This window comes from Hydrogenophaga sp. FG152, assembly GCF_057809615.1.
Map to the genome: position 1 here is coordinate 1 of NZ_JBMDKH010000021.1, position 13,687 is coordinate 13,687.

Genomic DNA, 13,687 nt, shown 5'->3' on the forward strand with positions numbered 1-13,687 from the left:
AAGGGGGAGAACCGGCGAAGCCGGTTCGGAGGACATGAGCGGAGCCGGCCACCCCCACGGCCGAAGACCGCCCCGCCGGAGAGAGAAAAATCAGGCCAGAGCCCGTTGAATGAGGATCTTCTGCACATCCGAAGTGCCTTCGTAGATCTGGCACACCCGCACATCCCGGTAGATGCGCTCCACCGGGAAATCGCTCACGTAGCCATAGCCCCCATGCACCTGGATCGCGTCCGAACACACCTTCTCCGCCATCTCGCTGGCGAACAGCTTGGCCATGGCGGCCTCCTTCAGACAGGGCTCTCCGGCGTCGCGCAGGGCCGCCGCGTGATGCACCATGGCGCGCGCCACCTCGATCTGCGTCGCCATCTCGGCCAGCTTGAAACCGACCGCCTGGTGGTTGAAGATCGGCTGCCCAAAGCTCTCGCGCTGTTTTGAATAGGTGAGCGCGCACTCAAACGCACTGCGCGCCATGCCCACGCTCTGCGCCGCAATGCCGATGCGACCGCCTTCCAGCGCCGACAGCGCGATCCGGTAGCCCTCGCCTTCCCCGCCGATCAGGTTCTCGGCCGGCACCCTGCAGTTCTCGAAATTGATCTGCGCCGTGTCGCTGCTGTGCTGACCCAGCTTGTCCTCCAGCCGTGCCACCACATAACCGGGTGTGTCGGTGGGCACCAGGAAGGCGCTCATGCCCTTCTTGCCCGCGCCCTTGTCCGTCACCGCGATCACGATCGCCAGGTGGCCGTTCTTGCCGCTGGTGATGAACTGCTTGACGCCGTTGATCACGTAGTCGCCGCCTGGCTGCTTCACCGCCGTCGTGCGCAGCGCCGACGCGTCGGAACCCACGTGCGGTTCGGTGAGGCAGAACACACCCAGCATCTGGCCAGCCGCCAGCGGGCGCAGCCATCGCTCTTGCTGGGCCGCGCTGCCGTAGCGCATCAGGATGGCGTTGACCGGGCAGTTGGTGACCGAGATCGCGGTGCTGGTGCCACCGTCACCGGCCGCGATTTCTTCCAGCACCACGGCCAGGGTCACGTAGTCCAGCCCCGCGCCACCCAGCGCCTCGGGCACGCAGATGCCATAGGCACCGAGTTCGGCCAGGCCCTGGTGCACATCCTTCGGGAAGTGGTGCGCCTTGTCCCACTTCGCCGCGTTCGGCCACAACTGCTCCTGGGCAAAGCTGCGCACCGCGTCGCGGATCATGAGTTGGTCTTGGTTGAGCGGCATGGAAGCGTCTTTCGCAGGAGAGAGGGTTACCAGCTGGCGGCGCGCCGGCCGTCGTGGTGGATGAGGCGGCCGTTGTCTTCGGGAGTGAGCGAGGCCAGCACGCGGCGCAGGCCGGCCACGCTGCGTTCGACCGTCAGCGGCGCGGCACCGCCTCCCATGTCGGTCTGCACCCAGCCCGGGTCCAGCGCCACGCAGGTGGCGCCCGGGTAACTGTGCCGGGCACTGGCCACGGCCATGTTCACGGCCGCCTTGCTCACGCGGTACAGCCAGGCGTCGCTGCCGTCCACCAGGCCGACCTGGCTCATTTCGCTCGAGAAGGCCGCGAACACCCCACCGGCCGCCTCGACCGCGGGCATCACCTGGGGCATGGCCTGCATCAGGCCGAGCACGTTGGCGTGCATCACGCGGTCGAAGGCCTCGCGCGTGGGCGGCATCTTCGCGCTGTGGGGGTCGAGCACGCCCGCCACGTACAGGGCCACGTCGAGTTCCTCGCCATCAAGCGACCAGGCCAGGCCGCTCACGCTGGCGGGGTCGGCCACGTCCACGCGCAGCGGTTCGGCACCGAGCTCGCGCAGGCGCTCCAGGCCGGCGTCGTCGCGAGCCGTGGCGATCACGCGCTCACCCGTCTCCAGGTACTGACGCACCATCTCCAGGCCGATGCCGCGAGACGCACCGATCACCAGCACGGTGAGCATGGTGGTGCGCCGGGCCTCAGGTCAGTTCGATCGCCATGGCAGTGGCTTCGCCACCGCCGATGCACAGGGTGGCCACGCCCTTCTTGCCGCCCCGCGCCTTCAGAGCGTGCAGCAGCGTGACCAGGATGCGCGCGCCACTGGCGCCGATGGGGTGGCCCAGCGCGCAGGCGCCGCCGTTGACGTTGACCTTCTCGTGCGGGATCTTCAGCTCGGCCATGAGCGCCATCGGCACCACGGCAAAGGCCTCGTTGATCTCCCACAGATCGACGTCGCCAACCTGCCAGCCGGTCTTCTCCAGCAGCTTCTGCGTGGCGCCCACGGGCGCGGTGGCGAACCAGTTCGGCTCCTGCGCGTGCGTGGCATGGGCCACGATGCGCGCCAGCGGCTTAGCGCCGAGCTGCTTCGCGGTGGATTCGCGCATCAGCACCAGCGCGGCGGCACCGTCGTTGATGGACGAGCTGGAGGCGGCGGTGATGGTGCCGTCCTTCTTGAAGGCGGGCTTGAGGGCGGGAATCTTGTCGAGCTTGACCTTGCCCGGGCCTTCATCGGTGGACACCACGCGTTCGCCGCTGCGGTCCTTCACGGTAACGGGCGTAATCTCGGCGGCGAAGGCGCCGCTGTCGGTGGCGGCCTTGGCGCGCGTGACCGACGCGATGGCGAACGCGTCCTGCTGTTCGCGCGTGAAGCTGTATTTGGCGGCGCAGTCCTCCCCAAAGGTGCCCATGGAGCGGCCGGCCTCGTAGGCGTCTTCCAGGCCGTCGAGCATCATGTGGTCGTACACCTTGTCGTGGCCCATGCGGTAACCACCCCGGCCCTTTTGCAGCAGGTAGGGCGCGTTGGTCATGCTTTCCATGCCCCCTGCAACCATCACCTTGGCGCTGCCGGCGTCGAGCATGTCGTGCGCCAGCATGGCGGCCTTCATGCCCGAGCCGCACATCTTGGACAGCGTGACGGCGCCGGCCGACTTCGGCAGGCCCCCCTTGAACGCGGCCTGGCGCGCGGGCGCCTGGCCCTGGCCCGCCATGAGGCAGTTGCCGAACAGCACTTCGTCCACCTGGGCCGGGTCCACCCCGGCGCGCTGCACCGCAGCCTGGATGGCCGCGCCACCGAGGTCGTGGGCCGAGAGGCTGGCGAAATCGCTCTGGAACGCGCCCATGGGCGTGCGCGCGGCGCCGACGATGACGATGGGATCTGCGGACATGGTGAAAACTCCTGCTGAACAAAAGTGAAAGGGGGGCGGGCCGGCACACGCGGCCCTGTGGAACTCAGTCGCGTGGACGCACCGCCACGCCTTCGATGGCGCGCAGGTAGACCGCGTCGAGATCGGGGTTGCCGCGCACGGTCATCTGCAAGTCCTGCACGAGGCCGTCCTTGAGGCCGTAGACCCAGCCGTGCAAGGCCAGCGACTGGCCCCGGCTCCAGGCGTCCTGCACCACGGTGGTCTGTGCCAGGTTGACGACCTGCTCAATGGCGTTGAGTTCGCACAGCGCGTCGTGCCGGTGGCTCTCCGACAGGCCCGCGATCAGGGCGGAATGGCGGTCGCGCACGTCCTTGATGTGGCGCAGCCAGTTGTCGGCCAGACCCACGCGCGTGTCGCGCAACGCGGCGAGCACGCCGCCGCAGCCGTAGTGGCCCACCACCATCAGGTGCTCGACCTTGAGCACGTCGACCGCGTACTGTACCGTCGACAGGCAGTTCAGGTCGGTGGGCACCACCACGTTGGCCACGTTGCGGTGCACGAAGACCTCGCCCGGGTCCAGGCCGGTGATCTGGTTCGCCGGCACGCGGCTGTCGGAGCAGCCGATCCACATGTAGCGCGGGCTCTGCTGCTGCGAGAGCTTGGTGAAGAAGCCGGGGCGCTCGGCCTCGACCTGGGCTGCCCAGCGGCGGTTGTGTTCGAGAAGGTGTTGAAGATCGTTGCTCATGGGTGGGATTGTCCGCTCAAGAAGGCCCGGGCCTTCACATCGTCTCTGCAAACAGTTCGCGGCCGATCAGCATGCGGCGGATTTCGCTCGTGCCCGCACCGATCTCGTACAGCTTGGCGTCGCGCCACAGGCGACCCAGCGGGTACTCGTTGATGTAGCCGTTGCCCCCATAGATCTGGATGCCCTCGCCGGCCATCCAGGTCGCTTTCTCCGCGCACCACAGGATCACGGAGGCGCAGTCCTTGCGCACCTGGCGCACGTGCTCGGTGCCAAGCAGGTCCAGGTTCTTGGCCACGGTGTAGGCGAACGAGCGGCCGGCCTGCAGCACGGTGTACATGTCCGCCACCTTGCCCTGGATCAGCTGGAACTCGCCGATGCTCTGGCCGAACTGCCTGCGGTCGTGGATGTAGGGCACCACGTTGTCCATGACGGCCTGCATGATGCCCAGCGGACCACCGGTGAGCACGGCGCGCTCGTAGTCGAGCCCGCTCATCAGCACCTTGGCGCCGTTGTTCAGGCCGCCCATGATGTTCTCGGCCGGCACCTCGACGTTGTTGAACACCATCTCGCCGGTGTGGCTGCCGCGCATGCCCAGCTTGTCCAGCTTCTGCGCGGTGGAGAACCCCTTCATGCCCTTCTCGACGATGAAGGCGGTGACGCCGCGCGCGCCCATCTCGGGCTCGGTCTTGGCGTAGACCACCATGGTGTCGGCGTCCGGGCCGTTGGTGATCCACATCTTGCTGCCGTTGAGCAGGTAATAACCCCCCTTGTCCTCGGCCTTGAGCTTCATGCTGATCACGTCCGAGCCCGCGCCGGGCTCGCTCATGGCCAGGGCGCCCACGTGCTCGCCGCTGATGAGCTTGGGCAGGTACTTCTTGCGCTGGGCGTCGTTGCCGTTGCGCTTGATCTGGTTCACGCACAGGTTGCTGTGCGCACCGTACGAGAGGCCCACGCTGGCCGAGGCGCGCGAGATCTCTTCCATGGCAATCATGTGGGCCAGGTAACCCATGTTGGCGCCGCCGTATTCCTCGCCCACGGTGATGCCCAGCACGCCCAGGTCGCCCATCTTGCGCCACACGTCCATGGGAAACTGGTCGGCGCGGTCGATCTCGGCCGCGCGCGGCGCGATCTCGGCCTGCGCGAAATCGCGCACCGCGTCGCGCAGTGCGTCGATGTCTTCTCCAAGCTGGAAGTTCAGGCCGGGCAGGTTGGTCATGGGGGTCTCCGTGGGGTGTTTGGGGAAAGGGCTCAGCCCTGGATATTGTCGCGGCCGACCACCGCCATGAGGGTGCAGCCCATGGTGGCGATCAGCTTCTCGCGCCCGCCGTCGATGGCATAGGCGTGGCCTTCGCACACCGTGACGGTGCGCCCAGGCTTGATCACCGTGCCGACCATGCGGAAGCTTTCGCCTTGCGCGGGCGCCAGCAGGTTGATCTTGAATTCGATGGTGAGCACCGCGGCCTCCAACGCCATCAGCGTGAAGCCGGCATAGCCGCACGCGGAGTCGAGCGCGGTCGCCACCATGCCCGCGTGCAGGAAGCCGTGCTGCTGGGTCAGCGGCTCGGCCCAGGGCAAGGTGATCTCGACCCGGCCGGGAGCCACCGAGGCCAGCGTGGCGCCCAGGGTGCGCATGGCGGACTGGTGCGCAAAACTCTCGCGCGTGCGCTGGTCAAAACCGGCGTGGCGCGGCTCGAAGGTGGGAGAGGTCAAGGGGTGTCTCGCAACAGGCAGTGAACCGCGATTCTACGTTGACGTTTACGTAAACGTCAATTTCCACGGTGCCGAGCCGCGTCGGCCACAGGGCTATGCTCGACGCCCCATGCCCTACACCCTGTCCGCCCCGGTTCACAGCGAAAGCCTGATCAAGAAAAGCCGTTTCATCGGTTGCGTGGAGCCGATGGCGGACCGCGCTTCGGCGCTCCGGCGGGTGACGACCTTGCGCGCCGAACACCCGAGCGCCACCCACGTGTGCTGGGCGCTCATGGCCGGCGGCCACTCCGCCGCCAACGACGACGGCGAACCCGGCGGCACCGCCGGGCGGCCCATGCTGGAGGTGCTGCGCCACCAGGACCTGGAGGGCGTGCTCGCCACCGTGGTGCGTTATTACGGCGGCACGCCGCTGGGCGCGGGCGGCCTGGTGCGCGCCTACACCGACAGCGTGGCCCAGGCGCTGCTGCAGGCCGACAAGGTGCCGCTGGTGCACTGGCGCGCGCTGCGCTGCGTGCTGCCCTACGCGCTGGAAGGCTGGCTGCGCCGCGAGCTCGACGGCCACGGCGCGCGCCTGGTCGAAGCGCTGCATGGCGACGGCGTGGCGGTGTCGCTGCAAGTGCCCGAACCGCAGGCCGACGCCCTGGTGACGCGTCTCAACGACGCCGGCCAGGGCCGTGTGGTCTGGCTCGAAGAGGCCTCAGACCGGGACGAGGCTTGACAGCAGCAGACGGACCGCCTGCTCATAGGGCGCGGCAGGTTCTCCCCGGGCGATCGCCAGCGCCGCGCGGTCGAATGCCGCCGATAGCAGCACGCTGAGTTCGCGCAAGGGCACGGCCTCGGGGCGGTTTTTCAGCGCGTTCTGCAAACCCTCTTGCAAAGCATTGAAGCCCGCGAGGTCGCTCAAGCCGAGCACCTGCTCGGCCGACAGCACGGCCGGGGCTTCGAGCAGCAAGAGGCGGGCGCGGCCAACCTCGGCCATGGCGGCGAAATAGGCCTGGGCGCCCGCCAGCAGCGCGTCCACCGGACTCGGCTGGTGCCGCGAACGCTGCGCGATCTCGTCCGCCACCTCCTGCGCCACCTGACGGGCCACGGCATGGAACAGGTCGGTCTTGTCCGTGAAATGGTGGTACAGCGCGCCTCGGGTCACGTTCGCAGCCGCGACGATCTCGGGCGTGCCGGTGGCGGCGAAGCCCCGGGCCTCGAACAGCGCCCGCGCCGCACTCACCAGCGCGGCGCGGGTGGCGTCGGTGCGTTCACCTTGGGAACGCCGCTGCGGAGGAAAGGTCTTTTGCATACATGCAGTCTGTATGTTATATTGAAATTACATGCATATTGTATGTATGTTTTTACTGGAGACCCGCCATGAAATCCACCTCGTACTATCCCGTTCTCATGACCGACCGCGTGGCCGAGACGGCCCGCTTCTACGAAACCCATTTCCGCTTCACCAGCCTGTTCGACTGCGGCTGGTACGTGCACCTGCAATCCAGCGAAGACCCGGCCGTCAACCTCGCCATCCTCGATGGCACGCACAGCACGATCCCGGCCAGCGCGCGGGGTGGCCGGGCCTCGGGGGTGCTGCTCAACTTCGAGGTGGCCGACGTCGACGCGGAATACGAGCGCGCGATCGCCCAGGGACTGACCGTGCTGCTCGGCTTGCGGGACGAAGCCTTCGGCCAGCGCCACTTCATCGTGCAAGGACCCGACGGCGTGCTGATCGATGTGATCAAACCGATCCCCCCGAGCGAGGAATTCCTGCGCCTGTACACCGGGGGCGCCGTCGCGACCTAGATCAGGCCGTGCGGCTAAGCCAGACCAGCACGAGCCCCAGCGCGGCGGGCAGCGCCTGCACAAAGAGGATCTTGCGGCTCGCCGTGACCGCGCCGTAGAGGCCGGCGATCAGCACGCAAAGCAGGAAGAACACTTTCACGCCAAAGCCCTCGGGGCCCAGCCACAGGCCCCAGAGCAGGCCGGCGGCCAGAAAGCCGTTGTACAGCCCCTGGTTGGCCGCCAGCACCTTGGTGGCCGCGGCCGACTGGGGCGTCTGGCCGAAGGCGCGCATGCCAGCCGGCTTGTCCCACAGGAACATCTCGAGCACGAGAAAGTAGAAGTGCAGCAGCGCGACGAGCGCAACGACGATGCTGGCGATCACGGACATGGCAACGGCCTTTCACTTTTCTTCAAGGACGCGGCCCCATGGCCACGGACGCCGGCAGCTTACCCCGGCCGTCAGGCCTTGGGGCTTTTTTCGATCTTGCCCAGCAGGGCGCGGGCTTCCTTCTCGTGCGTCTTCACCTCATCGAGGTTGGCCAGCAGATCGGCCATCTGCTCCTCCAGTTGGTGGCGGTGGTCGGCCAGCACGGTGAGGAACTTGCGCAGTTGCGGTCCGGTGTCGCGCGGGCTGTCGTACATGTCGATGATGTCCTTGGCCTCGGTCAGCGACAGCCCCAGGCGCTTGGCGCGCAGGGTGAGCTTGAGGCGCGTGCGGTCGCGCGAGGTGTAGACCCGGTTGCGGCCCCCCGGGCCTTCGCGCTGCGGCTGCAGCAGGCCCATGTCCTCATAGAAGCGGATGGCGCGCGTGGTCAGGTCGAACTCGCGGGCCAGGTCGCTGATGGTGTAGGTCGGGTTCGTCGCCATGGGGGGTGCCCTGTTATTTGACGTTTACGTCAACGTCAGGCGGCGATCTTAACGGAATCGCTCTGCGGCGAGACCCGCGCGCCAGGGTGTCATTCGTCCAGCGGCACGGCCGCCTCGCGCAGCTCACGGCGGCGCTGGGCGTGATCGGGCAGCACACTCGCGACCACATCCCAGAACTGCGGACTGTGGTCCATGTGGCGCAGATGGCTGAGCTCGTGCACCACGACGTAGTCGATCATGTCCAGCTTGAGGTGGATCAGCCTCCAGTTCAGGCGGATCGACCCGTCGGCGCTCGCGCTGCCCCAGCGCGTGCCGGCACTGGACAGGCGCAGCTTGCTGTAGCGCACGCCCAGTTGCGGCGCAAAGTGGTCCAGGCGCTCGGTGAACAAGGCCTTGGCCCGCTTCATCAGCCAGGCCTGCGCGGCGTCGCGGATCTGCGTTTCCTGCGCATTTCGCGCCAGCCCCATGCGCAGCGTCGCCAGGCCACCCGGCGCCGGCTCGAACACCCCGCCCACCTGCGTGAAGGTGTGCGTGGGGTCGAGCACCAAGCGCATGCGCTCACCGAGGTAGTCGAACTCGACACCATCGGCCCAGCGGATGCGCGCCTGCTCCATCTCGCCGGCGCGCTGGCGGGCGCTCTGCAGCTTCTCCAGCACCCAGGCCGATTTGTCGTGCAGCAGCGCCTCGACCTCGCCGACCGGCGTCCAGCGCGGCGCGCTCACGCTCAAGCCGTCGGTGCTGACCGACAGTCCGATGGTGCGGCGTTTGCCGCGCTTGAATTCGTAGGCCACCTCGCAGGCGCCGAGCCGCAGCATGCGGTTGGCGCGCGGATGGTGCCAGGCCGCCGGCTGGAACACCTGGGTCATGGGCAGGGCCGGGGGGGCGGCCACCGCGGGCGGAGGTGGCGGCGATGCGGGCCGCTGGGGCTCGGGCGCGGGTGCGCCAAGGAAGTCGAGCGCCAGTTGCACGAAGCGCTGCATGGCGGTGCTCAGGCGGCGCGGTAGGCCTCGGGATCGAGCCGGCGCATTTCCGCTTCGATCCAGGCCTCGACCTCACGCATCAGCTCGTCGGGCTCACGGCCCGCGCTGGGGATGGGCTTGCCGATGGAGAACTCCACCGTGCCCGGCCGCTTGATGAAGGCCTTGCGCGGCCAGCACTTGGCCGAGGTCACTGCAATCGGGATCACCGGCGCTCCCGTGGCCACGGCCAGCCGCGTGCCACCACTCTTGTACTGGCCCTTCTGGCCGCGCGGGATGCGCGTGCCCTCGGGAAACATGATGACCCAGGTGCCCTGATTGAGCAGGCGCTGGCCTTGTTCGACCACCCTGTTGAAGGCCTGGGCACGCTTGCTGCGGTCGATGTGGATCATGTCCATGCGGCTCATGGCCCAGCCGAAGAAGGGCACGTAGAGCAGTTCCTTCTTGAACACGTAGGCCAGCGGGTGCGGCATCAGCGCTGGCATGCAGAAGGTTTCCCAGGTGGACTGGTGCTTGAGCAGCAGCACCGCCGGCGCGGTGCTGCCCACCGGCAGGTTCTCGAAGCCGATCACCTCGTTGCGGATGCCCAGGATCAGCTGGCCACTGGCCACCGCGAGCTTGAGCCAGCCCGCGCACATCCAGTAGATCTGCGTGCTGTTGAGAAACGGCGCAGCGACCAGCACCGCCAGCGCCCAGGGCACCACGGTCACGGCCATGAACAGGGTGTGCAGGACCGAGCGCAGCAGATGGATGAGGATCATGTTGGGGAACCGAGGATCAGGTGGTGGGCTGCGCGAGCAGCCAGTCGGTGAAGGCGCCGAGGTCGTCGTGGGGATGCGTGCCGGGCGGCAGGTCGGGCGCGAGCGCCGCGAGGTCCATGGCCGCCCCCGAGCCCAGGCGGCCCCGCAGGTGTTCGGACTTGCCCGTCATCAGCAAATGGGTGCGGCAGCCCGCGGCGGCGGCCGCGCGCACGTGGCGCATCGCGTTGCCGGCCGCATGCACCGTGGCCAGCGGCATGCCGAACCGCGCGCCGATCTGCAGGAACAGGCCGGGCGCGGGCTTGCGGCAGGCACACGCGTCTTCGGGCGCGTGCGGGCACATGAACACCGCCTCCACGCGCGCCCCCGCCGCGGCCAGCTGGCGGTGCATCTTGGCGTGGATGGCGTTGAGCGAAGCCATGTCGAACAGGCCCCGACCGATGCCGGACTGGTTGGTGGCCAGCACGATGCGCCAGCCACCCTGATTGAGCCGCGCCACCGCCTCGAGCGCACCGGGCAATGGCTCCCACTCCTCCGGCGAGGCGACGTAATCGTCCCGGCTGCGGTTGAGCGTGCCGTCGCGGTCGAGGATGAGCAGCTTCATGGCGGTGTCAGGTCGCCAGACGGGACAGGTCGGCCACGCGGTTCATGGCCTGGTGCAACTCGCGCAGCAGGCCGAGGCGGTTGGCCTTGAGCGCGGGGTCGTCGGCGTTGACCATCACGCCGTCGAAGAAGGCATCGACCGGCGCGCGCAGCGCGGCGAGCGCCTGCAGCGAGCCGGTGTAGTCTTCGGCGTCGAACTTCGCGTTGGCGGCGGGCACGGTGGCCTGCATGGCGTCGAACAGACCCTTTTCGGCGGCCTCGACCAGCAACGCTTCCTGCACCGCAGCACCCTCGCCTTCGGCCTTCTTGAGGATGTTGGCGATGCGCTTGTTGGCAGCGGCAAGCGCGGGCGCTTCGGGCAACGCGGCGAAAGCGCGCACGGCCTGCAGGCGCAAGGCAACCTCGCCCAGGCGCGACGGGCGCAGGGCCAGCACGGCATCGACTTCCTGGGCGCTGTAGCCCTGCTCGCGCAGGCCACCGGCGAGGCGGTCGTAGATGAAGTCGGACAAGGCCGCACTGGGGTCGGTGATCAGGGCGCCGAAAGCGGGCACGGCCGATTGCAACAGGGCGCTCAGATCGATCGGAAGGTTCTTCTCGACCAGCATCCGCACCACGCCCAGCGCATGCCGGCGCAGCGCGAACGGGTCCTTGTCGCCCGTGGGCAGGTTGCCGATGCCGAACATGCCAACCAGGGTCTCCAGCTTGTCGGCCAGCGCCACCACCACACCCGCCATGTTGCGCGGCAGCTCATCGCCGGCAAAGCGGGGACGGTAGTGGTCTTCGATCGCGAAGGCGATGTCCTCGGTCAGGCCATCGTGGCGCGCGTAGTAGCCACCCATGATGCCCTGCAACTCCGGGAACTCGCCCACCATGTCGGTGAGCAGGTCGGTCTTGGCGAGCTGCGCGGCAGTGTCGGCCTGTTGCGCGAGCACCTCGCCCCCCAGTTGCTGGCCGATGGCACGGGCGATGGCGCGCACGCGCTCCATGCGCTCGCCCTGTGTGCCCAGCTTGTTGTGATAGACCACCTTGCCCAGGCCTTCGACGCGCGAGGCCAGCGTCTTCTTGCGGTCCTGGTCGAAGAAGAACTTGGCATCGGCCAGGCGCGGGCGCACCACGCGCTCGTTGCCGCCGATCACCGCGCTCGGGTCCGCCGGGCTGATGTTGCTGACCACCAGGAAGCGGTGGGTCAGCTTGCCCTGCGCATCCAGCAGCGGGAAATACTTCTGGTTGGCCTTCATCGTGAGAATGAGGCATTCCTGCGGCACATCGAGGAACTGGGTCTCGAACTCGCAGATGAGCACGTTGGGCCGCTCGACCAGCGCGGTCACTTCGTCGAGCAGTGCGTCGTCCTCGATCGGCCGGCAACCGCCCCCTACCTTCGCTGCGGCCGCCGCGAGCTGGCGCGCGATCTCGGCCTTGCGCTCGGCGAACGAGGCGATCACCGCACCGTCCTTGGCGAGCGTGGCGGCGTAGCTGTCGGCGTCCTTCAGCACCACCGGCGAGACCTGGGCCTCGAAGCGATGACCCTGCGTGGTGTGGCGCGCGGTCAGCCCCAGCGCCTTCACCGGCACGACGCTGCCACCATGCAGCGCGACCAGGCCGTGCGCGGGGCGCACGAAGTTCACGCTGCTCCAGCCGGGCAGTTCGCAATCGGTCTCGAGCTGGTAGCTCATGACCTTGGGGATCGGCAGCTTGGCAATGGCTTCGTCCAGCGCCTTCTGCAGGCCGCTAGCCAGCTCGGCCCCCGGCGCGACGCTGTCGTGGAACAAGGCCTCGGCCTTGCCATCCGGCGCGCGCTTGAGACCGGCCACGGCCGACGCGTCGGCGCCGAGCGCGGCCAGGCGCTTGAGCAAGGCGGGCGTGGGTTGGCCGTTGGCGTCCAGCCCCACGCTCACGGGCATGAGCTTTTGCGACACGGCCTTGTCGGCCGCGCGCGCCAGCACGCCGGTGACGTGCGCGGCCAGGCGGCGCGGCGAGGCGAAGGCGGTCACGGCCGCATCGGCCGGCGCCAGGCCCTGGGCCTTGAGCTGGTCACCCAGCACCGTGGCGAAGGCATCGCCGAGTTTCTTCAGCGCCTTGGGCGGCAGCTCTTCGACAAACAGCTCAACGAGCAGGTTCTGTGCGGTCATTCTTGTTCTTTCACCCGGCGCTCACGCGGCCTTCTTTACCATCTGTTCCACCCACTCGCGCGGCGCCATGGGGAAGCCCAGGCGCTCGCGGCTCTCGTAATAGCTCTGCGCGACAGCACGCGCCAGGTTGCGGATGCGGCCAATGTAGGCGGCGCGCTCGGTCACGCTGATGGCCCCGCGCGCGTCCAGCAGATTGAAGCTGTGCGCGCACTTCAGCACCTGTTCGTAGGCGGGCAGCGCGAGCTGTTGCTCCATCAGGTGCTTGGCCTGTTTCTCGTGCGCGTTGAAGGCGGTGAAGAGGAACTCGGCGTCGCTGTGCTCGAAGTTGTAGGCCGACTGTTCCTTCTCGTTCTGCAGGTAGACGTCGCCATAGCTCAGCGTGTCCGTCCATTTGAGGTTGTAGACGTTGTCCACGCCCTGCAGGTACATGGCCAGGCGCTCCAGGCCGTAGGTGATCTCGCCGGTGATGGGCTTGCAGTCGATGCCACCCACCTGCTGGAAGTAGGTGAACTGCGTCACTTCCATGCCGTTGAGCCAGACTTCCCAGCCCAGGCCCCAGGCGCCGAGTGTGGGGTTCTCCCAGTCGTCCTCGACGAAGCGGATGTCGTTCTTCTTCAGGTCGAAGCCCAGGGCCTCCAGACTGCCGAGGTAGAGCTCGAGGATGTTGCTCGGCGCGGGCTTGAGCACCACCTGGTACTGGTAGTAGTGCTGCAGGCGGTTGGGGTTCTCGCCGTAGCGGCCGTCCTTGGGGCGGCGGCTGGGCTGAACGTAGGCGGCCTTCCAGGGCTCGGGGCCGAGCGCGCGCAGGAAGGTGGCGGTGTGGCTGGTGCCGGCACCCACCTCCATGTCGTAGGGCTGCAGCAGCGCGCAGCCCTGGGCGTCCCAATAGGACTGCAGTTTCAGAATGATGTGCTGGAAGGTCAACATGCGAAAGAAGCCGGGAACGAAGCCCGGCCAAGGGATGGTCTGGGAGGGAGCGTGGCGCGGCATCGCGCCTGGAATGCCCCAAGTGCCCGATTTTACGGGCGC

16 protein-coding genes are annotated in these 13,687 nt (G+C 68.0%); 2 read left to right on the plus strand and 14 right to left on the minus strand.

The annotated features are described in order from the left end of the window. Positions 1-90: 90 nt before the first annotated feature. The 6 genes from ACODTB_RS21750 to ACODTB_RS21775 form a co-directional block, all read right to left on the minus strand. Positions 91-1,224, minus strand: a complete 1,134-nt coding sequence (locus ACODTB_RS21750; RefSeq protein WP_291112992.1) for an acyl-CoA dehydrogenase family protein — start codon at positions 1,222-1,224, stop codon at positions 91-93. A gap of 26 nt (positions 1,225-1,250) precedes the next feature. Continuing rightward, positions 1,251-1,919, minus strand: coding sequence for an SDR family oxidoreductase (locus ACODTB_RS21755; RefSeq protein WP_291112994.1), 669 nt, complete (start codon positions 1,917-1,919; stop codon positions 1,251-1,253). Between the two features lie 16 nt (positions 1,920-1,935). Next, the gene (locus ACODTB_RS21760) at positions 1,936-3,120 is read right to left on the minus strand and encodes an acetyl-CoA C-acyltransferase (RefSeq protein ID WP_291112996.1); all 1,185 of its coding nucleotides are present in this window, start codon (positions 3,118-3,120) and stop codon (positions 1,936-1,938) included. A 64-nt stretch (positions 3,121-3,184) separates the two neighbouring features. Continuing rightward, the gene (gene can / locus ACODTB_RS21765; RefSeq protein WP_291112998.1) at positions 3,185-3,844 is read right to left on the minus strand and encodes a carbonate dehydratase; all 660 of its coding nucleotides are present in this window, start codon (positions 3,842-3,844) and stop codon (positions 3,185-3,187) included. 34 nt (positions 3,845-3,878) lie between these two features. Beyond that, positions 3,879-5,060: an isovaleryl-CoA dehydrogenase gene (locus ACODTB_RS21770; protein ID WP_291113000.1), complete on the minus strand. Its 1,182-nt coding sequence runs from the start codon at positions 5,058-5,060 to the stop codon at positions 3,879-3,881. Between the two features lie 32 nt (positions 5,061-5,092). Beyond that, positions 5,093-5,554 carry a PaaI family thioesterase gene (locus ACODTB_RS21775; protein WP_291113002.1) on the minus strand — a complete coding sequence of 154 codons (462 nt, stop codon included), beginning with the start codon at positions 5,552-5,554 and terminating at the stop codon, positions 5,093-5,095. Between the two features lie 109 nt (positions 5,555-5,663). Here ACODTB_RS21775 and ACODTB_RS21780 point away from each other — a divergent pair, with 109 nt between their 5' ends. Next, positions 5,664-6,272 (plus strand): IMPACT family protein, encoded by a 609-nt coding sequence (locus ACODTB_RS21780; RefSeq protein WP_291113004.1) that lies wholly within the window; start codon positions 5,664-5,666, stop codon positions 6,270-6,272. Here ACODTB_RS21780 and ACODTB_RS21785 read toward each other — a convergent pair. Continuing rightward, complete coding sequence (locus tag ACODTB_RS21785; RefSeq protein WP_291113006.1) at positions 6,252-6,848, minus strand: TetR/AcrR family transcriptional regulator; 597 nt, start codon at positions 6,846-6,848, stop codon at positions 6,252-6,254. The two genes, ACODTB_RS21780 and ACODTB_RS21785, sit on opposite strands and share 21 nt — an antisense overlap. Before the next feature lie 68 nt (positions 6,849-6,916). On the opposite strand from ACODTB_RS21785, the gene ACODTB_RS21790 reads away from it, so the two are divergent. Continuing rightward, positions 6,917-7,345, plus strand: coding sequence for a VOC family protein (locus ACODTB_RS21790; protein WP_291113008.1), 429 nt, complete (start codon positions 6,917-6,919; stop codon positions 7,343-7,345). Between the two features lies 1 nt (position 7,346). On the opposite strand, the gene ACODTB_RS21795 is transcribed toward ACODTB_RS21790, so the two are convergent. From ACODTB_RS21795 to glyQ, 7 genes are all read right to left on the minus strand, one after another. Continuing rightward, positions 7,347-7,712, minus strand: coding sequence for a DUF1304 domain-containing protein (locus ACODTB_RS21795; RefSeq protein ID WP_291113010.1), 366 nt, complete (start codon positions 7,710-7,712; stop codon positions 7,347-7,349). A 71-nt stretch (positions 7,713-7,783) separates the two neighbouring features. Continuing rightward, positions 7,784-8,191, minus strand: a complete 408-nt coding sequence (locus ACODTB_RS21800) for a MerR family transcriptional regulator (protein ID WP_291113012.1) — start codon at positions 8,189-8,191, stop codon at positions 7,784-7,786. 89 nt (positions 8,192-8,280) lie between these two features. Continuing rightward, entirely contained in the window at positions 8,281-9,171 is an 891-nt protein-coding gene (locus ACODTB_RS21805) for a M48 family metallopeptidase (RefSeq protein WP_291113014.1), read from the minus strand. An 8-nt stretch (positions 9,172-9,179) separates the two neighbouring features. Then, positions 9,180-9,920 carry a lysophospholipid acyltransferase family protein gene (locus ACODTB_RS21810; RefSeq protein WP_291113039.1) on the minus strand — a complete coding sequence of 247 codons (741 nt, stop codon included), beginning with the start codon at positions 9,918-9,920 and terminating at the stop codon, positions 9,180-9,182. Positions 9,921-9,945: 25 nt separating this feature from the next. Further along, positions 9,946-10,530 carry a D-glycero-beta-D-manno-heptose 1,7-bisphosphate 7-phosphatase gene (gene gmhB / locus ACODTB_RS21815; protein ID WP_291113016.1) on the minus strand — a complete coding sequence of 195 codons (585 nt, stop codon included), beginning with the start codon at positions 10,528-10,530 and terminating at the stop codon, positions 9,946-9,948. Positions 10,531-10,537: 7 nt separating this feature from the next. After that, positions 10,538-12,658, minus strand: a complete 2,121-nt coding sequence (glyS, locus tag ACODTB_RS21820; RefSeq protein WP_291113018.1) for a glycine--tRNA ligase subunit beta — start codon at positions 12,656-12,658, stop codon at positions 10,538-10,540. Positions 12,659-12,679: 21 nt separating this feature from the next. Next, positions 12,680-13,585 carry a glycine--tRNA ligase subunit alpha gene (gene glyQ / locus ACODTB_RS21825; protein ID WP_291113019.1) on the minus strand — a complete coding sequence of 302 codons (906 nt, stop codon included), beginning with the start codon at positions 13,583-13,585 and terminating at the stop codon, positions 12,680-12,682. Positions 13,586-13,687 lie beyond the last annotated feature (102 nt).

Bases quoted from the DNA above. Each gene is read 5' to 3' on its own strand.
- ACODTB_RS21750 (WP_291112992.1), bottom strand. From the start codon at position 1,224: ATGCCGCTCAACCAAGACCAACTCATGATCCGCGACGCGGTGCGCAGC.
- ACODTB_RS21755 (WP_291112994.1), bottom strand. From the start codon at position 1,919: ATGCTCACCGTGCTGGTGATCGGTGCGTCTCGCGGCATCGGCCTGGAG.
- ACODTB_RS21760 (WP_291112996.1), bottom strand. From the start codon at position 3,120: ATGTCCGCAGATCCCATCGTCATCGTCGGCGCCGCGCGCACGCCCATG.
- can (WP_291112998.1), bottom strand. From the start codon at position 3,844: ATGAGCAACGATCTTCAACACCTTCTCGAACACAACCGCCGCTGGGCA.
- ACODTB_RS21770 (WP_291113000.1), bottom strand. From the start codon at position 5,060: ATGACCAACCTGCCCGGCCTGAACTTCCAGCTTGGAGAAGACATCGAC.
- ACODTB_RS21780 (WP_291113004.1), top strand. From the start codon at position 5,664: ATGCCCTACACCCTGTCCGCCCCGGTTCACAGCGAAAGCCTGATCAAG.
- ACODTB_RS21785 (WP_291113006.1), bottom strand. From the start codon at position 6,848: ATGCAAAAGACCTTTCCTCCGCAGCGGCGTTCCCAAGGTGAACGCACC.
- ACODTB_RS21790 (WP_291113008.1), top strand. From the start codon at position 6,917: ATGAAATCCACCTCGTACTATCCCGTTCTCATGACCGACCGCGTGGCC.
- ACODTB_RS21795 (WP_291113010.1), bottom strand. From the start codon at position 7,712: ATGTCCGTGATCGCCAGCATCGTCGTTGCGCTCGTCGCGCTGCTGCAC.
- ACODTB_RS21800 (WP_291113012.1), bottom strand. From the start codon at position 8,191: ATGGCGACGAACCCGACCTACACCATCAGCGACCTGGCCCGCGAGTTC.
- ACODTB_RS21805 (WP_291113014.1), bottom strand. From the start codon at position 9,171: ATGCAGCGCTTCGTGCAACTGGCGCTCGACTTCCTTGGCGCACCCGCG.
- gmhB (WP_291113016.1), bottom strand. From the start codon at position 10,530: ATGAAGCTGCTCATCCTCGACCGCGACGGCACGCTCAACCGCAGCCGG.
- glyS (WP_291113018.1), bottom strand. From the start codon at position 12,658: ATGACCGCACAGAACCTGCTCGTTGAGCTGTTTGTCGAAGAGCTGCCG.
- glyQ (WP_291113019.1), bottom strand. From the start codon at position 13,585: ATGTTGACCTTCCAGCACATCATTCTGAAACTGCAGTCCTATTGGGAC.